This window comes from Luteimonas sp. MC1895, assembly GCF_016457215.1.
Lineage (GTDB): Bacteria > Pseudomonadota > Gammaproteobacteria > Xanthomonadales > Xanthomonadaceae > Luteimonas.
Genome location: NZ_JAEMDY010000001.1, coordinates 1,221,780 through 1,246,961, shown reverse-complemented (window position 1 = coordinate 1,246,961; position 25,182 = coordinate 1,221,780). Strand labels below are relative to the sequence as shown.

General features: G+C 67.0%; 26 protein-coding genes. 7 read left to right on the top strand and 19 right to left on the bottom strand.

The genetic code is table 11. The annotated features are described in order from the left end of the window. The first annotated feature begins 174 nt into the window (after nt 1–174). Complete coding sequence (locus JG616_RS05555; RefSeq protein ID WP_199391903.1) at nt 175–411, top strand: hypothetical protein; 237 nt, start codon at nt 175–177, stop codon at nt 409–411. Between the two features lie 199 nt (nt 412–610). On the opposite strand, the gene JG616_RS05550 is transcribed toward JG616_RS05555, so the two are convergent. Next, on the bottom strand, nt 611–1,201 hold the full coding sequence (locus JG616_RS05550; protein ID WP_199391902.1) for a hypothetical protein: 591 nt from the start codon (nt 1,199–1,201) through the stop codon (nt 611–613). A gap of 151 nt (nt 1,202–1,352) precedes the next feature. Here JG616_RS05550 and JG616_RS05545 point away from each other — a divergent pair, with 151 nt between their 5' ends. Continuing rightward, nucleotides 1,353–3,044, top strand: a complete 1,692-nt coding sequence (locus JG616_RS05545) for an AarF/UbiB family protein (protein ID WP_199391901.1) — start codon at nt 1,353–1,355, stop codon at nt 3,042–3,044. Between the two features lie 49 nt (nt 3,045–3,093). On the opposite strand, the gene JG616_RS05540 is transcribed toward JG616_RS05545, so the two are convergent. From JG616_RS05540 to JG616_RS05515, 6 genes are read right to left on the bottom strand one after another with little or no spacing between them, the layout of a single operon-like run. Beyond that, nucleotides 3,094–3,525: a type IV pilin protein gene (locus tag JG616_RS05540; RefSeq protein ID WP_199360621.1), complete on the bottom strand. Its 432-nt coding sequence runs from the start codon at nt 3,523–3,525 to the stop codon at nt 3,094–3,096. A gap of 3 nt (nt 3,526–3,528) precedes the next feature. After that, the gene (locus JG616_RS05535) at nt 3,529–7,023 is read right to left on the bottom strand and encodes a PilC/PilY family type IV pilus protein (RefSeq protein ID WP_199391900.1); all 3,495 of its coding nucleotides are present in this window, start codon (nt 7,021–7,023) and stop codon (nt 3,529–3,531) included. Between the two features lie 22 nt (nt 7,024–7,045). Continuing rightward, nucleotides 7,046–7,585 (bottom strand): PilX N-terminal domain-containing pilus assembly protein, encoded by a 540-nt coding sequence (locus tag JG616_RS05530; protein ID WP_199360617.1) that lies wholly within the window; start codon nt 7,583–7,585, stop codon nt 7,046–7,048. A gap of 1 nt (nt 7,586) precedes the next feature. Then, nucleotides 7,587–8,591, bottom strand: a complete 1,005-nt coding sequence (locus JG616_RS05525; protein ID WP_199360615.1) for a PilW family protein — start codon at nt 8,589–8,591, stop codon at nt 7,587–7,589. Beyond that, nucleotides 8,588–9,088 carry a type IV pilus modification protein PilV gene (gene pilV / locus JG616_RS05520; protein WP_234446578.1) on the bottom strand — a complete coding sequence of 167 codons (501 nt, stop codon included), beginning with the start codon at nt 9,086–9,088 and terminating at the stop codon, nt 8,588–8,590. Before pilV ends, JG616_RS05525 begins: the two co-directional genes overlap by 4 nt. Then, nucleotides 9,079–9,618: a GspH/FimT family pseudopilin gene (locus JG616_RS05515; RefSeq protein WP_199360613.1), complete on the bottom strand. Its 540-nt coding sequence runs from the start codon at nt 9,616–9,618 to the stop codon at nt 9,079–9,081. Before JG616_RS05515 ends, pilV begins: the two co-directional genes overlap by 10 nt. 138 nt (nt 9,619–9,756) lie before the next feature. Here JG616_RS05515 and JG616_RS05510 point away from each other — a divergent pair, with 138 nt between their 5' ends. After that, the gene (locus tag JG616_RS05510; protein ID WP_199360611.1) at nt 9,757–10,794 is read left to right on the top strand and encodes a histidine kinase; all 1,038 of its coding nucleotides are present in this window, start codon (nt 9,757–9,759) and stop codon (nt 10,792–10,794) included. On the opposite strand, the gene ppnN is transcribed toward JG616_RS05510, so the two are convergent. From ppnN to grxD, 5 genes are all read right to left on the bottom strand, one after another. After that, nucleotides 10,795–12,183: a nucleotide 5'-monophosphate nucleosidase PpnN gene (ppnN, locus tag JG616_RS05505; RefSeq protein WP_199391899.1), complete on the bottom strand. Its 1,389-nt coding sequence runs from the start codon at nt 12,181–12,183 to the stop codon at nt 10,795–10,797. 123 nt (nt 12,184–12,306) lie between these two features. Continuing rightward, on the bottom strand, nt 12,307–15,522 hold the full coding sequence (locus JG616_RS05500; protein ID WP_199360607.1) for a carboxypeptidase regulatory-like domain-containing protein: 3,216 nt from the start codon (nt 15,520–15,522) through the stop codon (nt 12,307–12,309). Between the two features lie 154 nt (nt 15,523–15,676). Then, a complete protein-coding gene (locus JG616_RS05495) occupies nt 15,677–16,276 on the bottom strand; it encodes a YhgN family NAAT transporter (RefSeq protein ID WP_199360604.1) in 600 nt (199 codons plus the stop codon). After that, nucleotides 16,273–16,965 carry an SDR family NAD(P)-dependent oxidoreductase gene (locus tag JG616_RS05490; RefSeq protein WP_199391974.1) on the bottom strand — a complete coding sequence of 231 codons (693 nt, stop codon included), beginning with the start codon at nt 16,963–16,965 and terminating at the stop codon, nt 16,273–16,275. Before JG616_RS05490 ends, JG616_RS05495 begins: the two co-directional genes overlap by 4 nt. Nucleotides 16,966–17,018: 53 nt before the next feature. Beyond that, complete coding sequence (grxD, locus tag JG616_RS05485) at nt 17,019–17,345, bottom strand: Grx4 family monothiol glutaredoxin (RefSeq protein WP_199360602.1); 327 nt, start codon at nt 17,343–17,345, stop codon at nt 17,019–17,021. Nucleotides 17,346–17,418: 73 nt separating this feature from the next. Between grxD and JG616_RS05480 the strand changes: the two genes are divergently transcribed. Further along, nucleotides 17,419–18,006: a Fe-Mn family superoxide dismutase gene (locus JG616_RS05480; protein ID WP_199391898.1), complete on the top strand. Its 588-nt coding sequence runs from the start codon at nt 17,419–17,421 to the stop codon at nt 18,004–18,006. Nucleotides 18,007–18,109: 103 nt separating this feature from the next. On the opposite strand, the gene JG616_RS05475 is transcribed toward JG616_RS05480, so the two are convergent. Then, nucleotides 18,110–19,273, bottom strand: coding sequence for a 5-(carboxyamino)imidazole ribonucleotide synthase (locus JG616_RS05475; RefSeq protein WP_199391897.1), 1,164 nt, complete (start codon nt 19,271–19,273; stop codon nt 18,110–18,112). Beyond that, nucleotides 19,270–19,776 carry a 5-(carboxyamino)imidazole ribonucleotide mutase gene (purE, locus tag JG616_RS05470; protein ID WP_199391896.1) on the bottom strand — a complete coding sequence of 169 codons (507 nt, stop codon included), beginning with the start codon at nt 19,774–19,776 and terminating at the stop codon, nt 19,270–19,272. The genes JG616_RS05475 and purE overlap by 4 nt, the downstream gene beginning before the upstream one ends. Nucleotides 19,777–19,834: 58 nt before the next feature. Between purE and JG616_RS05465 the strand changes: the two genes are divergently transcribed. Beyond that, on the top strand, nt 19,835–20,104 hold the full coding sequence (locus JG616_RS05465; protein ID WP_199360594.1) for a Trm112 family protein: 270 nt from the start codon (nt 19,835–19,837) through the stop codon (nt 20,102–20,104). Further along, on the top strand, nt 20,101–20,967 hold the full coding sequence (nadC, locus tag JG616_RS05460; RefSeq protein ID WP_199391895.1) for a carboxylating nicotinate-nucleotide diphosphorylase: 867 nt from the start codon (nt 20,101–20,103) through the stop codon (nt 20,965–20,967). The genes JG616_RS05465 and nadC overlap by 4 nt, the downstream gene beginning before the upstream one ends. On the opposite strand, the gene JG616_RS05455 is transcribed toward nadC, so the two are convergent. Beyond that, a complete protein-coding gene (locus JG616_RS05455; protein ID WP_199391894.1) occupies nt 20,964–21,470 on the bottom strand; it encodes an FHA domain-containing protein in 507 nt (168 codons plus the stop codon). The genes nadC and JG616_RS05455 overlap by 4 nt on opposite strands. An 81-nt stretch (nt 21,471–21,551) precedes the next feature. On the opposite strand from JG616_RS05455, the gene JG616_RS05450 reads away from it, so the two are divergent. Beyond that, nucleotides 21,552–21,884: a DUF3301 domain-containing protein gene (locus JG616_RS05450; protein ID WP_199360588.1), complete on the top strand. Its 333-nt coding sequence runs from the start codon at nt 21,552–21,554 to the stop codon at nt 21,882–21,884. A gap of 9 nt (nt 21,885–21,893) precedes the next feature. Here the strand turns inward: JG616_RS05450 and JG616_RS05445 are convergent, their stop codons facing one another. The 4 genes from JG616_RS05445 to JG616_RS05430 form a co-directional block, all read right to left on the bottom strand. After that, nucleotides 21,894–22,421 carry a ClpXP protease specificity-enhancing factor gene (locus JG616_RS05445; protein ID WP_199360586.1) on the bottom strand — a complete coding sequence of 176 codons (528 nt, stop codon included), beginning with the start codon at nt 22,419–22,421 and terminating at the stop codon, nt 21,894–21,896. A 28-nt stretch (nt 22,422–22,449) separates the two neighbouring features. Next, nucleotides 22,450–23,085 (bottom strand): glutathione S-transferase N-terminal domain-containing protein, encoded by a 636-nt coding sequence (locus JG616_RS05440; protein WP_199360584.1) that lies wholly within the window; start codon nt 23,083–23,085, stop codon nt 22,450–22,452. Between the two features lie 91 nt (nt 23,086–23,176). After that, nucleotides 23,177–23,929: a cytochrome c1 gene (locus JG616_RS05435; protein WP_199360581.1), complete on the bottom strand. Its 753-nt coding sequence runs from the start codon at nt 23,927–23,929 to the stop codon at nt 23,177–23,179. Next, nucleotides 23,922–25,181, bottom strand: a complete 1,260-nt coding sequence (locus tag JG616_RS05430; RefSeq protein WP_199391893.1) for a cytochrome bc complex cytochrome b subunit — start codon at nt 25,179–25,181, stop codon at nt 23,922–23,924. Before JG616_RS05430 ends, JG616_RS05435 begins: the two co-directional genes overlap by 8 nt. Nucleotide 25,182 lies beyond the last annotated feature (1 nt).

Below are 25,182 nucleotides of genomic sequence, written 5' to 3'. Positions count from 1 at the left end.
TCACGACGCACTGGAACCGACCACCTGCCACGGAGTGGCGGCACCGGGCTCGCCCATCTCCCCCTGTAGGAGCGGCTACAGCCGCGATCACCTTCTTGCCGCAGCAGACACCCACTTCACGCCCTCAAGCGGCCCGTCCGCGCATGCTTGCACTCCTCATCCGGAGCGCTGTCCGTGCAAACCAGGGAGCTGATGAATCGCCTGCACGAGCTGGACGCGGCACTCGCGTCCTGCCAGCGCCGCGCGATCGACGTGGGTGAGCTCCGGCAGGTGTGGGAGCAGCATTGCGCGGGGTTCCAGGACCTCGCGCCGACCGAGCACGAGTGGGTGGACGTGCTGTTGCAGAAGGTTGCAACGCGGCACGGGATCGCCGGCCTGGTCGACCAGACTCAGTCGGATGCTGGGCGCTGAAGATCAGCGTCCGCACCCGGATCGCTCTGAGCGACTCCTCCCGCCCTCAGTGCCATTGAGGCCCAAGACCTCTGCCGCGACGGCGATCGTCACGGCTACTCGTTCTGGATCGTGGTAGCTGAATTTGCGTCGCGACCGCATATATCGCTCGAGCCCACACGAGCCTCTGTTCTCGCATGCCCGTTGCGACCGGGGAAAGCTAGTCGCCCGGCGCCGCCGGGTCCGCGAGCGGCTGCCCGTCGAGACCGACCAGGGACCACTTGCCCCACTGGTCCTGTACCCCGGCGCCAGCGGTGCGCCCGGCGCCCGCATCCGCGGCATACCGATAGAGCGGCTGGCCGCCGTAGGTGACATGCGTCCGTCCGTTGCGTTCCAGCGTGCCGATCCTGCTTGCTTCAACGCCTGTTCCCGCCCCGGCCTGGGCCTCATGGGCCAGCACCGGCGGCCAGGCTTCCTGGCAGGCTGCGTCGCACTTGCTGCCGTCGGAGTTGCCCGCCAGTACGTACACCGCGCTTCCTGCACCATCCACCAGGTGGGACGCCGGCGTGCCCGACATCGCGAGCGTGGTCTGTCCGCCATCGCGTGGCTCAACGCGCGAACCCACCGTCATGCCGGACGGGTCGGATGGCTGCCGCGAAGTCCCTGTCTGTTCCGCTCCGCCCGGGGACTGCGCAGCAGCCTGCCCCGCCTCGGCCTGGTCGCGCGCCTCGCCGGCATCGGTGCGTCTGTCGCTGTGATCGCAGCCCGCCAGCATGGTCGCGATGCCACAGCCAAGCGCCAGCAGGGTCATGGAGAGCTTCATGGCCGTCGTCCCGTGCGGAGAATGTCCGACCCTAAGGCCGACCCGGTGGGAGATGCGTGACGGACTCGAACCGGCAAGGTCCTGGCCCTCAGCCCGCCTTGACACCCGCAGGGCTACCTTGCGCTGAACAGGAGGGCCCATGGCCGGAAACAGCAGCATGGCGCGCAGCGCCCAGATCCTGCGGTTCGTACTCAAGCACCGCGCATCAGGGGTATTCGCCGACCCCGGCAGCGACACCGTCGTGGTCGCAGAGGTCGTGGAATCCCCACAGGAGGCCGACGATCTCGGACCCGTGGCTTTCGTCCGCGACCTGGAGGCCCTGGGGCCTACCTTCATCAAGCTCGGCCAGTCACTGTCCACGCGGACCGACATGGTTCCCCCCGCCTATCTGGCAGCCCTCGAGCGGATGCAGGACGACGTGCTGCCCGTCCCCGCCGCCGAGATCCGCGAGATCGTCGAAGCCGAACTCGGCGTGCGGCTCGGCAAGCTGTTCAAGGAGTTCGAAGACGTCCCGCTGGGTTCGGCCTCCCTGGCCCAGGTGCATCGCGCCGTGCTGAACGACGGGCGCGAGGTCGCGGTCAAGGTCCAGCGTCCGGGCGTCGACAACGAAGCGATGATCGACCTCGACACCCTTGCCGGCCTGGCGCGCCGCGCGGACAGCGCCACCGGCATCGGGCGCCGCGTGCGGTTCTCGGAATGGGTGCAGGAGTTCCGGAAGTCGCTGATGGCGGAACTCGACTATCGCCTGGAGGCCGACAACCTCGAACGATTCGGCGAGCGCCTGGCGGACTACCCCGAACTCCAGGTCCCCGCGCCGCTGCGCGACCTGTGCGCCCGGCGCGTGCTCACCATGGAGCTCGTGCGTGGGACCAAGGTCACGTCGCTCGGCGGCCTGCGGCGTACCGAGAACGACTACGAGCTGCTGGCCTCGGCGCTGATGCGCGGCTATCTCGACCAGGTCTTCGTCCACGGCGAAATCCACGCCGATCCCCACCCGGGCAACATGCTGGTGACCGAAGAAGGGCGCCTGGCGATCTTCGACCTGGGCATGGTCGCGCATGTCCCGCCGCGCCAACGCGAGCACCTGCTCAAGCTCCTCCTGGCCTCAGTCGACGGGCGCGGCGAAGAAGTGGCCGGCGAGACCATCGCCATGTCCATCCAGCTCGAGGACTTCGACGAGGTCCGCTACGTGCGCGAGGTCAGCCACCTCGTGGCGCGTTACGCCGCGCATGCCGGCTCGCAGGCCCTGTCCGAAGGCCGCCTGATGCTGGAACTCGCCCGCCTCGGGCTGACCTGCGGACTGCGCTCGCCGCCCGAGATGCAGATGCTCGGCAAGACCCTGCTGAACCTCGAGGGCGTCAGCCGCGCGCTGGAGCCCGGGCTCGACGTCAAGCGCGTGGTCGACGGGCACCTGCAGTCGCTGATGCGCCAGCGGATGCGCCAGGCCTTTTCGCCCAGCCGCCTGGCCGGCGACGCCATGGAGCTGCAGGCCCTGCTGCAGGAGGCGCCGCGGAAACTCTCGACGATCCTGTCCCTCGTGTCGGAGAACAAGCTGCGGGTCAACATCGGCGGCCTGCAGGAATCGCGACTGACCGAGAACCTGCAGAAGATCGCCAATCGGGTCGCCGCCGGCGTCATCGTCGCCGCCCTGATCATGGCCAGCGCGATGCTGATGCGCGGCGATGTCGTGGGGCCGAAGCTGTTCGGCTATCCCGCGGTGGCGATGGTCATGTTCCTGCTGGCCTCGGCGCTGGGGTTCGGGATCGTGCTGAGCGTGCTGGTCAGTGATCGGCGGCCGAAGGTGCGGGAGGAGAGGAGTCCGAGGGCGTGAACCAGGCCGCCCCGTACACCCCGGGGCGGCCATGGGGACTTTTAGAGGACTACCAGCATCTCTCCACTGGCTTGGTTCCCGTCACTCCACGTACACCCTGCGCATTGAGGGTCAGTGTCCGGCAGCCCACGTCCTTTGCGGCCTGGATACCCTGTGGCACCGCCTGCAGGATGTAGGTCTTCGCCCCCAGCGAACCGGCCCGCATGCCCACCTGGTAGAACGGCGTGATCTCGGCGCCACACTGGGCGATGACAGGCGGGGTCGCAACCCGGTTGTAAGTGAGATAGGTCGAGTAGTAGCGCTCCATGAACTGCGCGCGCTCCTGCAAGCACGTCGCGGCGGCGGCCCGCCTGCTGTTGACCATGAAGGAGTCATAGCTGGCGTAGGCAATCGAACTGAGGATCGCAACGATGGCGACCGTGATCATCACCTCCAACAGCGTGAAGCCGAGCTCTGACGACCGGGAATACCTCTGATCCATGTCTTATCTCCCCAGGACTTCGCGCCAGGAAACGCGGCCCGTATTCCGAAGGTCGTCGATGTCGATGCAGCCAGCTTCGCCGGTAGAACCTGATGCGCAGGCCTCACCATTTCCACCTCCACCGCCCCCACCGCCACCACCAAAGAGTGTGGGCTGCGTCACCATGCCGAGTCCGGGGTCGACGGAGCCAATGGGAACCAGGATCGTATTACCGTCCTCATCAACCGCCTCCACCATCTCGTCGGTGAAATCGCCGTCGCCATCGGTATCGAAAAATGGCGAACTCGTGCTTGTCCCAGTGAACGCATCCAAGGCATTGATATACCCGCGCCCGTCCGACTCGCACGCGTCGGATAGCGGAATGATGCTGCTGACCACCAGCGCACTGCCGCTCATCTGGGGTGCCGTCACGATCCGCTCCCCGATGGGTGTCCCGGGTGCCGGGGGTTCCAGCAAGTCGACGTACCAGCCCCGTGAACCGGGCGGGAGGGCGTCATTGGCCTGGAAGCCGCGGATGCGCCTCCCATCCGCCGTCGTTGCCACGATGACACGGCGACGCGTGAGTTGGCTGGCCTTGTTTGTAATCGGTGTACCAAAGTCTGCAATTCCGTACAGCCCCTGCACATCCTGGTTGGAGGGATCGCTGACTGTCATGAATCGGCCAGTGCCGAAAAACACCCATGGACGATAACTGGTGGGATGGATGCCAACCGCAACACCTCCCATGATCGGCTGTCGCTCCCCGCTCGGGCCGCGCGCCGTGAACAGCGGGTCGCCCGAGAATGCCACGCCCCACCCGGCGGGCAGGCTTGCCGACAGATCGAACTTCCATACGTTGCCCAACATGTCACCGGCATAAACCACGTCAAGCGTCCCGTTCGCGTCTTGGTCGAGACCGACCGGCGCCATGAGGCCGTTCGAATCAGGATTGTTCGCAGCGGGAGAGCCGACCAGGGTATCGATCTCGCGCAACAACACCCCCGTCCGCAGGTTGTAGACAAGGAGAACTGCGCGTCCCGTCGTGCTGTTGATGCCGTTAGGCACGATCAAGCCCGTCTCGCCGTTGTTCAACCGCCCGATGATCGGCTTCCCCAGCACCAGACCCATGTTGTTGCCTGGTGTCTCGTACTTTTCCCACTTGAAGCTCGACGCGTTGAAACTTGCCGGAGTGGTTACGTCGAGCGCGAATATCCCCTTTCCGCCCCTGCCAAGGCTACCCACGAGAATATTCTCGCCAGGAGTCTGTGTGCGACTTGAGACCACCACTGGGCCATCGACGAAGTAACGGTGGCCGTAATCCGGCCTGCTCAGGCTGCCGAAATTACCCCAGTGGATTCCATCAGGAATGAACGCGAACGCTTCCTTGCCGTCTTCAGAATCTATGGCATGCAGCATGCCGTCATTCGCGCCGACATACAGCGTCTTGGTATCCGCGACATATGCCGGCGACGAGTTCACAATGTCACCCAGAAGATGATTCCGGTTCCTGAGATTACCGCCGTTGCGGAGTTCGAGTTCGCGCGCACCAGTCAGGTACGCCGCGTTGTTCTCTCCAGTAACAGGATAGTCTCCTGCAGCGGTCCTCCTCAATGCGCTCAACTGTCCTGCGGTGGCGCTCGCCGGGAACGCTCCCGCCTTCGTGAACACGCGACGATTTACAGTCGGAATCTGCTCGGACGCCTTCCATTCGGGCGTCGTTTCAAATGCCGTCCCTGCAGCGTTGCGAGCGAAGGACAGAATGTCGCCCGTCCACACGCCGGATACATAGTTGGCCTGGAAGAGCTGGGTCTCGGCATTCAGCGTGGAAGAGTTCGCTGCGACATTGGAGAAAGAGCCGGTGCGTTCCACAATGGCGGCCAGCGCTCCCTTCAGACCTTCCTGGAACTCCTCCGGGTTGGAAGCAGACAGGAACGTACCTCGTGAATTGACAGCAGCATGCAGAAGATCGTCAATGCGGTCGGCGTCCTCGCCGTCCGTAGGATCAGGCCACGACGCATAGTTGCTAGGAACATCACCTACGCTTCGCATGCCAGTGCTTCCCTGCAGGCCGATCGAGATGCCGAAGGTAACCATGTGTTGCCAGAACGCGGGATTGGCAGCCGTTGTCGGTACGATGTTCCGGAGATCCGAGCGCAGATCGCGGTTCCAGTAACGCATCGCGACGTCCGCGAGGGTTCCACTAGCTCCGCCATGGCCATCCTTGTAGGGCGCGGACGGGGAATACTGGTAGCTCTGGCCGGATGGAGACGTGATCTGGGAACCAGCGGTGTTGTCGACGTTGCCGACGTTGCTGTAATTGCTGTAATCGTTCCAGTAGCCGTCTGTGGTCAGAATCGCAAAATTCTGTCGGCAGGAAAGTTGTTCCTCAGTAGATTCGGGCCCGTACGCGCCGCTCGCGCTATCGCCGCTGAAATAGTCGCCGGCTGCTTGGAGGGCCCCGTGCAGCGGCGTACCGTTGTATCCGATCGAGCTCTGCAGCCTGCTGTACCACCTCGACCTGTTGTTGTACAGGACACCACCAATGGTCACGTCTGAAAAGAGTCCATTGTTGTAATTCACCGGTATCGGGTTGCTTTGCGTAGGCCAGTTGCCATTCGTCTGGCTACCGTTGCGCCTCCAGATCGTGCGAAAGCCGACGCGGACGTCGTCACTGAGATCACTGAACGCTTCACTCGCACCCGCCTTTGCAGCTTTCATCCGGGTGCGATGATACGAAAACCAGATCGCGTAGTTGTTTCGCTCGGCCTCCTCGCTACGACCGGTAACCCCCGGAGCAGCGGTCGCGAAAGTACAGTTGCGCCAGGCATTGCCAGTGCCACTACCACTGCTGCAATCGCGATTGTCGAGACCCCTGTTGAAGTCGGGGGCGCTGCCTGTTCGTGGACCATACTCGCTGCGAACGACCCTCCCGTCGGTATGGATCTGGTATCGCCAGTAGTTCCTCCCGTCAGACAGGTAGGCTTGTGACGTCATTGCCGGGTTTTTAGGCACGTAGTAGGTCTGGGTGCCACCACATACCTGCGTGCCGCCCGACATCTCGCCGGAGGTGGCGTTGTCGTTCTGGTTGAATGACCGGCAGCTGGAAGAACTGGAGAGATTGATCGTATTTCCGCCGGCATTGTTGAAGTCCCCGTAGACCCCATCGTAGCCAGTGCCGCCGGTCATGAGGGCACCGCCGGCGGTGACCCAGGGCCGATACGTCACAGCGGGGTTGTAATAAATGGTGTTGGTCGCGTACGAGCGCGCTCGGATTCCGGAGACAGACGACACCGAACTCACGACAGGGTTGTACATTTCTGTGAACGACATCGACCCTGAATCGTCGAGAATGAAAAGAACATTGGGCGCGACGCGCGCGCCCGTCGTCAACGGCTCATTGGGCATGGAGATGCTTGCAGCTCCGGGGGCTGAAAGCATAGTCGCGAGGAAACCGACGGCCATCGCCAGCGAACGTGACTGGCGCGCGTCTGCAGACTTCCTGTTAAAACGAATATCCATGGTGCTGCTCCGCTATACGCAGTTACTGGGCAATGAAATTCGACTGGAGGATGACCGAGGCGCGGTCCGCTGCCTGGCTGCGCGCCGTGATGCGATAACGCGGCCGCATGCAGAGCGGTGACATGTTCGCTTCGTCGACAAGGTCGCATCCGGGCCATGTCGGCGCATCCCCCATGTACTCCACGAAGAATTGCGGGGTCGCGGCCAAGGCGCTCACGTCAGTGCCCGCGCTGACCCAGCCAGCAAATGCGCTGTCCAGCCAGCGATCCGGCTGGCTGGCATCGGGTGTGGGACACAGCCCCCCTACGCAGGGCTCGCCCGGATCGGGGACGTTCGCGCGGGTCGCTGGCAGCGCGGCCAGCGCCTCGCCTTCGCGCAGGGCGGTCTCGGCCGCCTGGAAGGCCAGGCTCCGGTCGAACATGTTCGCGCTCATCCGCTCCTCGAGCATGGTGCTGCGCAGAATGGTCAGCCCCAGCACGGTCATGACCAGGAGGAGGATCAGCACCACGAGCAACGATGCGCCGCGGCTGTAGCGGGACGGGGAGGCAAGGTTCTTGGACATTTCAGGAGTTCCGATTGCGGAGCGTCGTGACCTGGACCAGTTGACGGTCAAGCCGACCTCCATCCACGCCCACGTTCTCGGGACTTTCCAACGTCAACTCCACACGGGTCGCGATCACGTCGCCCCAGGCGCCGGCTACGGTGGCGGCGTCCACGTACACGGTGCCACCACGCAGCAGATAGGTGATCTCCATGTCGGCCACGCCCTCGACGACTTCCTCGTTGGCAATTGCGCCTCCCGTCGTTCTCGACTGGTAGAGCGATCGTCTCCCGCGCGCGTTATTGGCGATGTACCACCTCGTGGCATGCATGCGCACCAGCACGGAGTTCGGAGCTGCATACGTGAAGACCGGGCGGCCCGAGCACGCGGCACCTTCGGCGACGAGACCGAGGTTGCCCGAGCAATTGCCAGGCGATCCTCCCGCCGCATGCATGACCTGGGTTCCGCCCGCGCTGCTGGCCTGGAACAGCGACGCCTGTCGGGAATTGCAGGCAAGCATGAGGTCGCCCGCGCTGAAGCCCAGGCTGCCCACGTCAGTGTTGAGGGTGAACTGGGTGGCACCGGGGTTGTGGGCGCTGATGGTCACCACCTGGTCTTCTCCCGAAAGCAGCTGGATGGCATCGGTACCGGCAAGGCGCTGCGCCGTGGCAGTCCCGAATCCAGCGTCCGGAAAGGCCTCCGCGTTCCCATAGCCCCGGACGGCCGTTCCCCACTGCTGAAGGTCGGTCCACCAGCGATCCGCCGGCGAGTTGATGACGTTGGCAATCGGAAGGTTGTTCACGCAGGGATTTCCACCGGCTTCGCGGATGTCCCTGGCCATCAGCTCGAACGCGGTACGCGCGCTCTCTTGCACTTGGCTGATGTTCTCGGTCGCTCGAAAGGCCTGCCGGTTTGAAAGGAAGATTCCGATCGCGGCACCCATCACAAGCAGACCAATGAGCAGGGAGACCATCAGCTCGATCAGGCTGAAGCCACGCATTCTGCGGAGAGGCGTGTTCGGATTCATAGCAATGCCATCGTGGTGATGCTGCGGTTTCCCGCGGCCTGTCCGGTGATGCCGCCGTCGGTGGCGCGGATGTCATTCCAGCGAACCGTGACCTGGCAAGGGCTGTTCGCGGGACATGTCACCTGTCCGCAGGCGTCGGTGCCGAGGGTGTCGTGGATCGACTGCATCCACGCATTCACGTCGTTCTGGGCCAACGTGCCGACCGCGGCAGGAACCGCGCAAGTCAAGGCGCCCATGTTGTACGCGCCTGCCAGTGCCTGGTCCCGGTTGGCACGCATTGCGTCCAGGATGGCGTAGGTCTGGATGACCGCCTGGCTGCGTTCCAGGGCACTCTGGTTGTTGCGAAGCGCCGCGGTCTGCATGGCGGCGATGCCCAGGAGGCCTATGGCCATGATGAGTACTGCCACGAGCACTTCGATCAGGCTGGCCCCGCGTTCAACCCTCGCGGTCGAGACAGTGCGCCGCCGATGCCGACTGATGTTCCGGATCATGGACATGCCCCCGCTCCGCTGCGGCTTTCAGTGGAAATGCGGCTGCCGCTGCGGATGCTGACAACACGCTGGTTGTCAACGGGCTTCTCCGTGGGCAGGCAGGCGACGGCATCGGCCGTGAGAAGGCCGCCGGCGGCAGCGCGCGCCAGGCCATCGCCGCGAAACGTCACCGCATCGAAATCGGAGGTCATCTGCACCGGCCCGTCCAGCACCCTGCTTCTCAGCACCTCGCCAGTCGCGTCGACGACCGTGATCCATCCCCCCCACGTTCCTGCAGCCGTCGAGCACGTCGCACCGTCGGTGGACTTGCAGACGCTCACGGGCGCATTGAATTTCACGGCTTCGCTCCGCGCATGCTGCAGTGCGGCTACGAGTTCATTGGACTGTGCGGTCAACCTGTTGTTGTTGACCACTACCGTCATGCTGGGTATTGCGATGGCCATGATCACGGCCAGGACGGCCACAGTGACCATGACCTCGGTCAGGGTGAAGCCCCCCTCGGCGCAAACCGGCCTCCCCGTAAGAGCTTTCCCCATCGGTACGTCCCCATCTAACCCGACGGAAGGCTATTACAGGGAGGTGGTCGCGCGCCATCCAGCCCCGACAGGCGTACCGAAGGGGAGCTTGAACGGCTTAGAATCGGCATTGGCCCGCCTCCTGCCGGACGTCTGCTGATGCGCTTGGCAATCCATTCCCCACTGGAGACGCTGGCCCAGCCCCGGACGGTGGTGGCCACCCTCATTGCGGGCGAGGGCCTCGCGTTGGTTCTCGCCCTCGCCTCCAATGCCGGGGAGGACCGGTGGCTTTACTTCGGACTTGCCTCGTTACTGATCCAATGGGTCGCCCTCCTGACTCTGGCGCTGATGTACGCCCTGAGGAGCGCCCTGGGACGGCTGCACGCTGTCTACCTCGCCTGGACCGCGCTGGGACTTCTGGTTGCAAACGCATGGCTTGTCGGCACGCTCACCTGGGTGACGCTCAGGGATGCATGGCCGATGGAGGAAACCTGGGCGGGCTTCTTTGTGCGGTTGACGGGAATCGCGCTGATCCTGGGCCTGATGGCGCTTGCGACATTCCGGATCACGTGGAGTTCGCGGCAACTTGCGCTGCGGACCAAGCAGGCAGAGCTCGAATCCCTGCAGGCGCGCACTCATCCGCATTTCCTTTTCAACACACTCAACACCGCTGCTGCGCTGGTCCACGCGCGCCCGGATGCCGCGGAAACGTTGCTGCTGGATCTCAGCGACCTGTTCCGGGCAGCACTCACGGGTCCAAGCTATATACCGCTCGAGCAAGAGGTGGACCTCACCAAGCGCTACTTGTCGATCGAACACCTGCGCCTCGGAAAGCGGCTTGACGTCCGGTGGGAACTCCCGGTTCCGCTGCCCGCCGTGAGCCTCCCCTCGTTATCACTCCAGCCGCTGGTTGAGAACGCCGTACGACACGGCATAGAACGCAGGGAAGGTGGCGGCAGCATCGACATCCTCGTGACTTCGGATGCACAACACCTGATCCTATCGGTGCGCAACGATCTTCCAGCCGGGGTGACACCGGACGACGGAAGGGGGCACGGCGTAGGACTGGCGTCCGTCAGCCAGCGAATCGACGACATGACGGGCGGCGAAGGCGGGGTAGACACGCATACCTCTGCCGGCCGACACGTCGCCACGATTCGTATCCCCTGGGCTTCCGCCTTACGACGTGCCCTTTGATCAGGTCACCACCTCATAACAAGGCCGATACTCCCCCGAGATCTTCATCCGCCTCTGCTCCACGAACGCCCGCAACAGCGCATCCAGCGACTCCATCATGTCCTGGTCGCCGTGGATCTGGAACGGACCGAATGCCTCGATCCTCCGCATCCCGTCCTCCTTCACGTTGCCGGCCACGATCCCCGAGAACGCCCTGCGCAGGTCCGCCGCGAGCTCATGCGGCTTGCGCCCGTGGTGCAGGTCCAGCCCCGCCATCGCCTCGTGCGTCGGCACGAACGGCTGCTGGAACGGCAGCGGGATGTCCAGGCCCCAGTTGAAGTAGAACGAGTCCTTGTTGTGGATCCGCGCCTCGCGCACGCGCTTGACGCCCGCGGCCATGGCGCGGGCGACCGCCTGCGGGTCGCCCACGATGATCTGGTAGCGCGCGGCGGCGGCGTCGCCCAGGGTCAGGCGGATGAAGCGGTCGATCTGCTCGAAGTACGGCGCCGAGGACACCGGTCCGGTCAGGATCAGCGGGAACGGCAGCGCGGCGTTCTCTTCTCGCAGCAGCAGGCCCAGCAGGTAGAGGATCTCCTCGGCGGTGCCGACGCCGCCGGGGAACACGATGATGCCGTGGCCCACGCGGACGAAGGCTTCGAGGCGCTTCTCGATGTCCGGCATGATCACCAGCTGGTTGACGATCGGGTTCGGGCTTTCGGCCGCGATGATCCCCGGCTCGGTGATGCCGATGTAGCGCGGACGGCGCTGGCGCTGCTTGGCGTGCGCGATGTTGGCGCCCTTCATCGGGCCCTTCATGGCGCCCGGGCCGCAGCCGGTGCAGATGTCCAGGCCGCGCAGGCCCAGCTCATAGCCGACCAGCTTGGTGTACTCGTACTCGACGCGGCTGATGGAATGGCCGCCCCAGCAGACGACCAGGTTCGGTTCGCTCGGCTGCAGCAGGCGGGCGTTGCGCAGCTGGCCGAACACGGCATTGGTGATGCCGGCCGACGACTCCAGGTCGCTCGCGTGCTCGGGCCCGAGCTCGATCGCCATGTACGCCAGGTCGCGCACGGTGGCGAACAGCAGCTCGGCGACGCCCCGGATGATCTCGCCGTCGACGAAGGCCATCGCCGGCGCGGCCTTGAGCTCGATCCGCAGGCCGCGGTCCTGCTGCAGGACCTGGATGTCGAAGTCGGGATACATCTCCTGGGCGGCGCGCGGGTCGTCGTTGGCGCTGCCGCTGGTCAGCACCGCGAGCGCGCAGCGCCGCAGCAGGTCATGCAGGCCACCGGAGGATGCGTCCTTGAGGCGCGCCACTTCCTCGCGCGAGAGGATGTCCAGGCCGCCGCGCGGGTAGATGCGGGCGTCGACGGTTGGAAGGGTGGCCTCGGGCCGTGAGGAAAGGGTCATCTGCGCTCTCTTCTTCTTGTTTCATGTCGTGTTTTCGGCCAGCGACTCTAGCGCAACGGGCCCCGGAAACGGAAACGGCCGGGGCAAGCCCCGGCCGTTCCGATCACACCTGTCTGCTACCGGTCAGAACTTGTACTTCAGGCTCAGCATGACCGACCAGCGCGACACGGCGGTGTTGATGCCATCGCCATTCGTCTCCTGGATGCCCGAGTTGTCGGTCGAACCGGAGAAGTTGTAGACGTACTTGCCGGTCGCCGGATCGATACCCGCGTAGTTGGCCACGCGGCGGGTGGCGAAGAAGCCGTAGTCGTCGATCAGGCCCCAGTCCTTATTGATCAGGTTGCCGACGTTCATGATGTCCAGGGCGATCTCCGCCTTGTGACCTTCGAAGAACATCGGGATTTCCTGACTCACTCGGACGTCGAAGCTGTTGGTCCAGCCCGCGCGGAAGGCGTTGGCCGGGGCCACCTGGCCGCGGTAGGCCTGCAGCTCGGGAGCTTCGGCGGCCATCCAGTCGAAGAACGCCTGCTCCATCGCGGCGCCACCCACCCACTGGACGTCACCGGGGCCGGCAGGCACGTAGAACAGGTCGTTCGTGCCGGCGCTGTCGCCGTTGAAGTCGTTGTAGTAGATGTAGCTGAACGGACGGCCGGAGCGGCCTTCGTAGAACAGGCCAGCGGTGGTCATGTTGTCGCCGAAGAACGCCTTCTGCCAGGTCAGGGCCGCGGTGAAGCGGTCCTTGATGGCGTAACGCGAGTTGTAGCCGACCGGATCGTTGGCGTTGAGCACCAGCGTGTTGTTCCAGTTCGACGAGTTCTGCGAGCTCGTCGCCGGGCTGAACTCCGTGGCGTCGGTGTAGGTGTAGCCCAGGGTCCAGGCCCACTGGTCGACCATCGGCTTGGACAGCGCCAGGGTGAGCTGGCGGGCCGAACCCTTGTCGGTGTTGCGGATCACGATGGCCTGGTCGACCTGCGGGTTGCGGTTGGCGCGGTTGGACGCGCCGCGGCGGCCGTTGGTGATGCCGTTGCCGTCGCGGTTGGCCGGGTTGTAGCCGGCGGCGTTCCAGAACATCTCGCGGCCGTCCTGGCCGTAGCGGGTCGGGTTGCCGATGTCGATGCGGTCAAACCAGAGCGCGTTCTTGTTCTTGGTCACCAGCAGCTCGGCCGACGCGACCAGGCCGTACCACGGCAGCTCATGGTCGAACGCCAGGTTGGCCTTCCAGATCGACGGCAGGGCCAGGCCCGGCTCCATGATGTCGGCGGTGATGCGCGGCGCGGTGGCGGCGCCACCGGTCGGCACGTCCGGCGGCACGCTGGGGTCGAACGCCGGGACGTTGCCGCCGGTCAGCGCGTAGGTGTCGAAGTTCAGGCCGGTGTTCTGGAACGGGCCGGCCAGCCACACGTTCGGGTTGCCGCCCTGGAACAGGCCGACGCCGCCGCGCAGCTGGGTCGGGCGCTCGCTGTCGAAGGTGTAGTTGAAGCCGAAGCGCGGCTGCCACAGCTTCTTGTCGACGGTGACCGTGTTGTCGAGGCCGTAGATCTCCTCGATGCGCGGGTTGTAGATCGGCGAGTCACCGAAGTCCGGGATGTCGACGCGCACCCCGAACATCAGGCTCAGGTTGTAGTTGACCGCCCAGGTGTCCTGCACGAACAGGCCGAGGTTCTCGAAGGTGTAGGCCGCCGGGATGTCCGAACGGCTGCCGCCGGCACGCGGCGCGCGCAGGTCGTAGCGCAGCACGCGCCCCGCCTCGTAGTCCTCGAGGCTGTTGAAGGTCCAGACGCCGTTGAGGTCGCGACCGTAGAAGTTGACGATGTCGTTGTCTTCGTAGTCAAAGCCGAACTTCAGCGTGTGGTCGCCCACGTACCAGGTGCCCGCGCCGAAGAACGTGGTCTGCTTGGTGTCGACGACGTTGACGTGGCGGTTGCGCTCGGTGCCGAGGTTGATGGTGTCCTGGCCGGTGCCGACGTTGTTGATGATGATGGTCGGCAGGTCGGCATAGGTCGAAGCCACCGACGCGTAGTCGCGCTGCGAGACCTTGAACTCGGTCGAGAAGTTGTCGCTCCAGTCGCTGAACAGCTCGGCGACGGTGCTCTCGAAGGTCTTGTTCTGGTCATACCAGTAGCTCGACAGCGAGACGCTGCTGCCGCCGAAGCCGACCAGCTTGGGCACCACTTCCTCGGTCTTGCTGTAGCGCAGGGCCGCACGGTGGTTGTCGTTGATGTTCCAGTCGAGCTTGACCGCGTATTCCTCGATGTCGGTCTCGGAGATGCTCGGCGGGTTGAAGCTGCCCGGGTCGAAGCCGAAGGCGTTCGACGCGGCGATCACGCGCTGGATGTCGCCGTCGGTGATGTCGCCGTCGCCGTACGGGGTGCCCGAGAGGCTGGTGCCCGGGCGCTCGCGCTTGAACTGCTCGTAGTTCGCGAAGAAGAACAGGCGATCCTTGATGATCGGGCCACCGAAGGTGAAGCCGTAGGTCTCTTCCTTGTCGAAGCCGTTGAAGTCGATGCCGCGCAGCTCGTCACGCACCCAGTCGCCGTCGCGGACGGTGTAGTAGGCGCTGCCGTGGAACTCGTTGGTGCCCGACTTGGTCACGGCGTTGATCACCGCGCCGGTGCCACCGGAGATGGTGGTGTCGTAGTTGGCCAGGTCGATCTGGATTTCCTCGATCGCGTCCATGGAGACCGGCTGGCGCTCGGTCGGCATGTTGTTGGCTTCGAGGCCGAACGGGTCGGAGTTGCTGACGCCGTCGATGCGGATCACGTTGTAGCGCGAGTTCTGGCCACCGGCCGAGATCGAGCCATCGGCCTTGCTGACCTGCGAGATGCGCGGGTCGAGGCGGATGTAGTCCTGGATGTTGCGCGACGCGGAGGGCAGCGCCTCGATGGCATCGTTGTTGAGGCTGGTGCCGGTGCCCATCTTCGTGGCGCTGAAGATCTCGGAGCCGCCGGCCACGCCGACCGCGGTCACGGTGGCCAGGGTCGTCACGTCGCCGGTGAGCTGGGCGTTGACGGTGTTGGCCGCGTTGAGGCCGAGGAACACGTTGTCCTCGGTCTTGGTGCCGGCGCCGGCCTTGGTGATGGTGATCTCGTACGGGCCACCCACGCGCAGGCCGCGGGCGCTGTAGCGGCCGCTGGCATCGGTGGTGACGCGGCTGGTGGTGCCCGACTCGACGTGGACGATGGTGACTTCGGCATTGGTCACCGGCTGCCCGTCGTTTCCGATGACGACGCCGCCCACGCCTGCGGACGTGGCGCTCTGGGCGAAGACGGGTGCGGCGGCAAGCGCGGCGATCAGGCCGAGCGAAAGTTTCGACACACGGAAGGCGTTGCGACGGGTCATGGCTGGACTCTTGGCAAGGAAACGGGCCGCGCGGACAGGCGCGGAGGGACGAGATCTTCGGGTTGGGTTCCCACTCACGCCGCGACCGCCTGGCGGCAGCGGTTAACAACAGATTAACACGGTAGCCGGCCCGTATGACAGCCGGATGACGGTTTCACGCGGCGGGCAGGGACCCCAGGTAGCCGGCCAGGCCGTCGAGCAGCATCTGGACCGAGATGGCGACCAGCAGCATGCCCATGAGGCGCTCGACGGCGGTCAGCGCGCGGGCGCCCAGGAGGCGATAGAGGTAGGGCGCACAGAACAGGATGGCCGCCGTCGCGCCCCACGCGACCCCGAGGGCAAGGCTCCATTCCCAGAGCCGGTCCGGCTCGCGGGTGCCCATCAGCATGACCGCGGCCATGCCCGAGGGGCCGGCCACCAGGGGCACGGCCAGCGGCACGATGAAAGGTTCCCCGCCCGGCAGCTCGCCCATCAGCCCCTCCGGCGGCGGGAAGATCATCCGGATTCCGATCAGGAACAGGACGATGCCGCCGGCGATCGACACCGACTCCTGGCGCAGGTGCATGACCTCGAGCGCGTACTTGCCCACCCACAGGAACAGCATCAGCACGCCGAGCGCGATCAGCAGTTCGCGCGCCAGCACGATCCGCTGCCGCTTCGGCGGCAGGTGGCGGAGGATGCTGAGGAACACCGGGATGTTCCCCAGCGGATCCAGGATCAGGAACAGCAGCAGGGCCGCGGATGCGATGGTCACGGCGCGGGATCCAGGACCAGGCCGCGGTGCGCGGCGCCGGCCGACGAGAGCAGCACGACGCAGGCGTCAGCGGCCACGGCCGGGTCGCGGGCGCGACGGTCGTCGTCGGAGACGTGCGCCCGCGCCCGCAGCGGCGTGCGCATCGGCCCCGGGCGGAGGCCGTGGAAGCGCACGGTCCCCGATGCGTGTTCCGCATGCAGGGTGTCCAGCAGCGCGCGCTGGCCGTGCTGTGCGATCCCGTAGGCCCCGCGGTACGCGGCCGGGACGTCGTCGTCGAGCACGAACACCACCGCCGCGTCAGGCGAGCCGCGCAGCAGCGGCAGGCAGGCCTGGGTCAACCACCAGCGGGCGGTCAGGTCGACGTGCAGCGCGCGCGCGAAGTGGCCGGGGTCGGTGTGCTCCAGGGGAGTCAGCCCGGGGAACTCCGCCGCGCAGTGCAGGATGCCGTCCAGGCGGCCCAGCTGTGCGCCGATGCGTCCGGCCAGCTCCATGTAATCGCCGTATTCCGCGCCCGACAGGTCGAACGGATAGTTGACCGGCTCCGGCAGCCCGGACGGGTCGCGCACGATCGCGTCGTAGACGCGGTTGAGCTTGGGGATCTTGCGGCCGAGCAGCATGACCGTCGCGCCTGCGCGTGCGCAGGCGTGGGCAGCCGCCGCGCCAAGGCCGCCGTGGGCACCGGTGACCATGACCACGCGTCCGTCCAGCGCCGGCTCCGGCGCTGCAGCTGCCGCCGACCCGTTCACGCCTGCTGCGTCTCCGCGATCATGCGCGCGAGCTCACCGGATTCGAACAGCTCCATGGTGATGTCGCAGCCGCCGATCAGCTCGCCGTTGATGAAGAGCTGCGGGAAGGTCGGCCAGTTGGACACGCGCGGCAGGTTCGCGCGGACCTCGGGATCCTCGAGCACGTTGACGCTGTGCAGCGTGGCCATCTCCGCGCCGGCCTCGCGCAGCGCGCCGACCGTCCGGCTGGAAAAGCCGCACATGGGGAACTGGGGCGTGCCCTTCATGAAGAGGACGATGGGATGGCCGGAGATCTCGGCCTGGATGCGATCGATGATGGGCATGCTGGCTCCAGCGTGGCGGGCCGCGCGACCAGGGCGCGCGGCGTGTGATGGTGATCGCGCTATTGTAGCGTCCATGCCCATCGAACTCGCCGCCCTGCCCTGGGATCGCACCGCCCTCGAACCGCATCTTTCGGGCGACACGCTCGACCTGCAGCACGGCCGCCATCAGCGCGCCCACGTCGACGCGGTCAACGCGCTGGCGCCGGCAGCCGGCCTGGGTGAGACGGCCCTCGAGGACCTCGTGCGCACCGCGCAGGGCACCCTCCAGGCCCACGCGGCGCAGGCCTGGAACCTGGCGTTCCAGTGGCGCTGCCTGAAGCCCGCAGCCGCGGGCGGCGGTGGTGAACCGCAAGGTGCGCTGGCGGACGCCATCGTGCGCCGCTTCGGGGACGCCACGCGGTTTCGCCAGCGTTTCGCGACGGTCGCCCTCGCCCTGCAGGGATCCGGCTGGGCATGGTTGCTGCAGCGCCCCGACGGGACGGTCAGCGTCGCCGTCACCTGCAATACCGCGTCGCCGATCACCGGCGACGACCGGCCACTGTTCGGCCTGAACCTGTGGGAGCACGCCTACGTGCTGGATTATCGCGAGGCGCGCGGCCGGTACGTGGAGGCGGTCTGGAACGTGGTGGATTGGGCGGCAGTGGCTTCGCACATGCGTTGACGCCGGGAATGCGGCGACACGGGGTGGCTGTTGCGCGGCCGCGTCCGCAGGTGCGGGGCGGAGATGCGCGGGTCTGGCGGGGGGATCGCGGCTGTAGCCGCTCCTACAGGAGGGGGGCGCGGTCGGGCTCGCGCAGGCGGGCGATGACGGGCGCGGTCTGGGCGTCGCGGCCCAGGGCGGATCCCACGCGCTCCAGCGCATCGGCCAGCGCCGCGTCGCTGTCGGCCCGCAGCGTGGCATGGCCCACCTTGCGGCCCTCGCGCGGCGTCTTGCCATAGTCGTGCCAATGCCCGCCGGCCTCGGCGAGGACGGAATCGTGCGCCGGCATCTCGCCGATCCAGTTCAGCATGCAGCTGCGTCCCAGCGGGCGGACCGCGCCCAGCGGCAGGCCCAGCACCGCGCGCAGGTGGTTGGCGAACTGCGAAGTCTCGGCGCCTTCGATCGTCCAGTGTCCGGAGTTGTGCACGCGCGGCGCCAGCTCGTTGGCCAGCAGCTCGCCGCCGCGGCAGAACAGCTCGAGCGCGAACACCCCGACATAGTCCAGCGCTTCGGCCAGCGCGCGTGCGTATCCGAACGCCCGCGCTTCCAGTGCCACCTCCACGCGCGCCGGCGCGAGGCTGGCGGAGAGCACGCCGTCGACGTGCCAGTTCTCGGTCAGCGGCCAGGTGCGGAACTCGCCGTCGCGGCCGCGCACGGCCACCACGCTCAGCTCGCGGTCGAACGCCACGAACGCTTCCAGGATCAGCCCGCCGTTCGCGGCCTGCCCGCCCAGCGCTTCCCACGCCGCAGCGGCGTCGCCGGCGGCGCGGATGCGGAACTGGCCCTTGCCGTCGTAGCCAAGCCGCCGCGTCTTGAGGATGCAGGGCACGCCGAGCTCCGCGATCGCCGCATCGAGTTCGGCGCGCGTGTCGACCGGCACATGGCCCGGAACCGGGATGCCCAGCGCGCCGAACAGCGTCTTCTCGGCCAAGCGGTCCTGGCTGGTGCCGAGCGCGCGCGGGTTCGGGAACATCGGGACGCGCTCGCTCAGCCACTGCGCCGATGCCGCGGGCACGTTCTCGAAGTCGAAGGTGGCGATGTCGATGCCGGACGCGAACTCGGCCAGCGCCGCCCCGTCACGGTAGTCGCCGACCACCAGCGGGGCGAACTGACCCGCGCAGGCCTCGGCACTGGTGTCCATCACCGAGAAGCGCAGGCCCAGCGGCGCGCCGGCCAGGGCCATCATGCGCGCCAGCTGTCCGCCGCCAAGGATGCCGACGGTGGTCACAGGCGCGGGTCGTCGTTGCCGGCGACCTCCTCGGTCTGGCGCTTGCGGAACGCGTCGAGCGCGGCGGCCACGCGGGTGTCGCCGGCCGCCGCGAGCTGCGCGGCCGCGAACAGCGCCGCGTTGGCCGCGCCCGCATTGCCGATCGCGAACGTCGCCACCGGAACGCCGGCCGGCATCTGCACGATCGACAGCAGCGAGTCCATCCCGTTGAGTGCCTTCGACTGCACCGGAACGCCCAGCACCGGCACCGGCGTCTTCGAAGCCAGCATGCCAGGCAGGTGGGCGGCACCGCCGGCGCCGGCGATGATCGCCTTCAGGCCGCGGTCGCGCGCGGTGGCGGCGTACTCGAACAGGATGTCGGGCGTGCGGTGCGCGGACACCACGCGGACCTCGTGCGCGACGCCGAGTTCTTCGAGCTTGCGCACCGCATGCTGCATCGTCTCCCAGTCGGAGCGCGAACCCATCACGATGCCGACGACCGGCGCGCTGGTGGTGGCGGTCATGGCCGTCCCCTGTGGCAAAGACGTATTCTAGCGATCCCTCGCGCCGACCGTACCCGCCATGGACCGCAAGCTGCTCGACATCCTCGTCTGCCCCTCCAGCCGCCAGTCCCTGGCCCTGCTGGAACCTGCCGGGCTGGAGGCGCTGAACCGGGCCATCGCCACCGGCGGGGTCAGGCGCGGCGACGACGCGACCCAGGCCGAACCGCTGCGCGAGGCCCTGGTCACCCGTGACCGGCGCACGGTGTACCGCGTGGATGACGGCATCCCGGTCCTGCTGGCCGAAGAGGCGCTCGCAACCTCCCAGGTCGAAGGGTTCCCCGCGGCATGAGCGCGGCCGCGGGCGCGATCATCGCCGCTCCGGCCGCGGAGCTCGTGGCCTCGGACGTCGAACGCGCCCTGGCCGAGGATCTCGGCGCCGGCGACGTCACCGCCGCCCTGCTGCCCGACGCACCGGAATCCGCCTACCTGCTGTGCAAGGAGGGCGCCGTTGTCTGCGGCCGCCCCTGGTTCGATGCCTGCCACCGGGCGCTGGATCCGGACGTCCGGATCGAATGGCGCGTCTCCGAGGGCGAGCGCGTACCGGCGGGCACCGTCCTGGCGACCCTGCAAGGCCGCACCCGCGCCCTGGTCAGCGCCGAGCGCACGTCGCTGAACTTCATGCAGACCCTGTCGGGCACCGCGACCGCGACCGCGGCCCACGTCGACGCCGTGCGCGGCACGCCCGCACGCATCCTCGATACGCGCAAGACGCTGCCCGGCCTGCGCATCGCGCAGAAGTACGCCGTTCGCGTGGGCGGCGGCGACAACCATCGGCTCGGTCTGTACGACGCGGTGATGCTGAAGGAGAACCACGTGCGCGCGGCCGGCTCGATCGGCGCCGCCATCGCCGCCGCGCGTGCCAGCCAGCCCGGCCTGCCGTTGATCGTGGAAGTCGAGACCCTGGACGAACTGCGCGCGGCGCTCGAGGCCGGCTGCGACCGCATCCTGGTCGACGATTTCGATGCCGCCGACCGCCGCGAGGCCGTGCGCATCGCCGGCGGCCGGATCCCGCTCGAAGTCTCGGGCGGCGTCGATCTTCCATCGCTGCGCGCGATCGCCGAAGACGGCGTCGACTGCATTTCCATCGGCGGCCTGACCAAGCACGTCCGCGCGATCGACCTCTCGCTGAAGCTCGGCCCGCCGCCCGCCTAGCGCAGCAGCAGTACCGCGACGGTGCCCAGCACCGCGAGCGCGGCCAGCCACCACCGGTTCGACACGCCGGCCGTCCGCGCGGGTGCCGTGCCCGCCTGCGGGGTCGGCACCGGCGCAAGCCCGGGGGCGACGACGCGGAAGCGCAGCACGTCGATGCCGATCTCGTCGCCATGGCGGGCCCAGCCACGCTGCTGCGGCACTTCGTTGAGCAGCCAGCCATTGGTCGAACCGAGGTCCTCGACCAGCAGGCCCTCGGCCGTCGGCGTCAGCCGCAGGTGCTCGCGCGAGATGCCCGGATGGTCGAGGTGGATGGCGCACTCGGGCGCGCGTCCCAGCACCGTGGGGCCGACCAGCGGGAACGTGCGGCCGAAGCCGGCGCCGCTGACGCCGCGCAGGACGAAGCGCGGCAATGCGGGCCGGACCACGGTGGAGGCAACGACGCCACGCTCTTCACGCACGGCGGATGGACTGGGGGCCGGGTCGACACGGAGTTGGCTGTTCATGCGGGGAGAAAGTGCGACGTCCTGCGTGAAGCCCACGCAAAGGCTTGCCCAAACCGCGGGTTGGCCCCAGATTGCCCAGCCATGCCCAGTCTGATCCTGCTCATGATAGCCGGCGCCTTCGCCTACGCGTGGTGGAACGCCGCGCGTGCCGCCAGCGAACACGCCATCGAGATCGGCCGCTCGGCCTGCCGCGCAGCCGGCGTCCAGCTGCTCGACCAGACGGTGCACGCGGTGGGCCTGCGTCTGCGCCGCCGGGACGACGGCCGGATGGGCCTGGAGCGCAGCTTCCGCTTCGAGTATTCGCACGACGGCATGGACCGGCAGCGCGGGCGCATGGTCTTCCATGGCACGCGCCTGGTGTCGTTCACGGGTCCCGCGACGGCGGTGGCGTCGAGCCTCCTCGGCGGGGACTGAGCGCGCGGGCTATTTCACCACGCGCAGGTGGGCGCCACGCTTCGGCGCCGGGCCACCATCGTCGTCCCCGCCGTCGTCGTCCGCGACGGGCGCGTCGTCGTCGCCGATTCCACCGGGCACCACGCCCAGCACGACCTCGCTGCCGGCCGCAGGTTCGTTTCCGCCCTCGAGCCCGGCGTCTTCGGCGTCCCCGGACGCGGCCGGCATGCCCTGGTCATCGGGCAGCGCCATGCCCTGCCCGGTCTCCCGCGCATAGATCGCCAGCACCGCGGCGATGGGGACCAGCACCGGATGGCTCACGCCGCCGAAGCGCGCGGTGAAACCGACCGCCTCGTTGTCCATGGACAGGCGGGTGACCGCGCGCTCGGCGACGTTCAGCACCACGCGGCCCTCCTTGACGGTATGCGCGGGCACGCGCACGCCCGGACGGGTCGCGTCCACCAGGAGGTGGGGCGTCATTCCGTTGTCGACGATCCACTCGTACAGCGCCCGCAGCAGGTAGGGGCGATGGCTGGTCATCCGGGAAGCATCGTTCATGCCCGGATTCTAGCGCGGGACGACGACGTCAGGCCGGCAGCTCGCGCAGGTGGCGTTCCTGCGCGGTCAGGCTGCGCGTGAACCCCGGATTGCGGAAGATGCGGTTGCCATAGTCCTCGATCGCCTTGCCATCCTTGGGCAGCGGCACGCCCAACGCCTCGAGGCGCCAGATGATCGGCGCCATGGCGCAGTCGGCCAGGCTCATCTCGGAGTTGAGGAAGAACTTGTAGGCCTTGAACAGCGGCACCGAGGTGGCCACCAGCTCCTTCAACCGCTTGCGCGCGGCGTCGGCGGTGGCCTTGGTCCCGGTCTGGATGGTGCGGACCTCGGGAACCCAGTCATGCTCCAGGCGCAGCATCGCCAGGCGCAGGCGGGCCCGCGACAGCGGGTCGACCGGCATCAGCGGCGGGTGCGGATAGCGCTCGTCCAGGTACTCGGTGACGACGCTCGCGGCGTACAGCACTAGGTCGCGCTCGACCAGCGTCGGGACCGAGTGGTACGGGTTGAGGTCGATCAGGTCTTCGGGCGGGTCCTTCGGGTCGACCGTGATCAGGTCGTAGGTGACGCCCTTTGCCGCGAGCACGAGTCGCACCCGGTGGCAGAGGACATCGTCGGCCGAGGAAAAGAGCGTGAGTGCATTACGCATGCGCGGACTCGCTGCCATCATCGAACAACTCTCCCGCGGCCGGAATCCGCCAGCCGCATTGGCGCCGCCCGCCCCTCGCGGACGGCTGCCCGGTTCCCTGCCGTCGCCGTCAGTGGACGTCCTTCCAGTATTCCTTCTTCAGCAGCCAGGCGAGGAAGGTGAAGAACGCCAGGAACAGCATCACCCACACGCCCAGCGCCTCGCGCTTGGTCGCGATCGGCTCGCCGGCGTATTCCAGGAAGGCGGTGATGTCGCGCACGGCCTGGTCGAACTGCGCGCCGTCCATGCTGCCCGCGTGCGCGATCTCGAGGCGGTCGATGCTCGGCTCGGTGGTGGCCGGGTCGATCGCACCGTAGACGGGACGCTGCACGCCCTGCATTTCCCACAGCACGTTCGGCATCGAGGCGTTGGGGAACACGGTGTTGTTCCAGCCCAGCGGCCGCTCTTCGTCGATGTAGAACGACTTCAGGTAGCTGTAGATCCAGTCGCCCCCGCGCACGCGCGAGGTCAGGCTGAGGTCGGGCGGCACGGTGCCGAACCACTGGGCGGCGCCCTCGGCGGGCATCGCGGTGAGGATCTGCTCGCCGAAGGCGGCACCGGTGAAGTTGAGGTTGTCCATCACCTCCTGCTCGGTCAGCCCCAGGTCGTCGGCCATGCGCGAGTAGCGCAGGTACTTGAGCGAGTGGCAGGACGAGCAGTAGTTCATGTACAGCTGGGCACCGCGCTGCAGCGAGGCGGTGTCGCCCAGGTCGGTGCCGGCGTGCTGCAGCGGCCCGCCCGCGGCGGCCAGTGCGGAGAACGAGAGCAGCATGGCAGCCGCGAAGGCCGTGGCGCGGGTGATCAGGGTCATGGGCTTAGTCATGCGTCGTCACCCGCTCCGGGACCGGCTTGGTGGAGTCGATCTTGGTCCACAGCGGCATGGTGATGAAGAAGGCGAAGTAGAAGAAGGTCAGGACGCGGCCGACGATGGTCTCGACCGGGTCGGTACCCGGGCCGGCGCCGATCTTGCCGAGCCAGATGAAGCTGATCGCGAACAGGCCCAGCAGCAGCTTCGACATCCAGCCGCGGTAGCGGTAGGAGCGCACCTTCGCGCGATCCAGCCACGGCACCAGGAACAGGATCGCGATCGCGCCGAACATGACCAGCACGCCGCCGAGCTTGTCCGGCACCACGCGCAACATCGCGTAGTACGGCGTGTAGTACCAGACCGGCTTGATGTGCTCCGGCGTCACCAGGCGGTTGGCCTCGGTGAAGTTGTCATGTTCCAGGAACCAGCCGCCGAAGGCCGGTGCGAAGAAGATGATGAAGGCCGCGATCATCAGGAAGAAGCCCACGCCCACCAGGTCCTTGACCGTGTAGTAGGGATGGAACGGGATGCCGTCGGCCGGCTTGGTCGCGTCCCAGCGGTTGCCCTTCGGACCCTTCTTGATGTCGACGCCGTCAGGGTTGTTCGACCCGACCTCGTGCAGCGCGCCCAGGTGCAGCACGACCAGCAGCAGCAGCACCAGCGGCAGCGCGATCACGTGCAGGGCGAAGAAGCGGTTGAGCGTGGCGTCGGACGGCAGGTAGTCGCCCATGATCCACTCGACCAGGCCGCCGCCGATGACCGGGATCGCGCCGAACAGCGAGATGATCACCTTGGCGCCCCAGAACGACATCTGGCCCCAGGGCAGCACGTAGCCCAGGAAGGCTTCGGCCATCAGCACCAGGTAGATCAGCATGCCCAGGATCCACACCAGCTCGCGCGGCTTCTGGTAGCTGCCGTACATCAGCCCGCGGAACATGTGCAGGTAGACGACGATGAAGAACAGCGAGGCGCCGGTGGAGTGCATGTAGCGGATCAGCCAGCCCCACTCCACGTCGCGCATGATGTACTCGACCGAGGAGAACGCCTCGGCCGCGGACGGCTTGTAGTGCATCGTCAGGAAGATGCCGGTGACGATCTGGTTGACCAGCACCAGCATGGCCAGCGAGCCCATGTAGTACCAGAAGTTGAAGTTCTTCGGCGCGTAGTACTCGGTCATGTGCTTGCGGTACATCGGCATCATGCCGGGCGCGCGCTCGTTGACCCAGTCCATCACGTTGTTGGCGGTACGCGTGATCACGTTCGACATG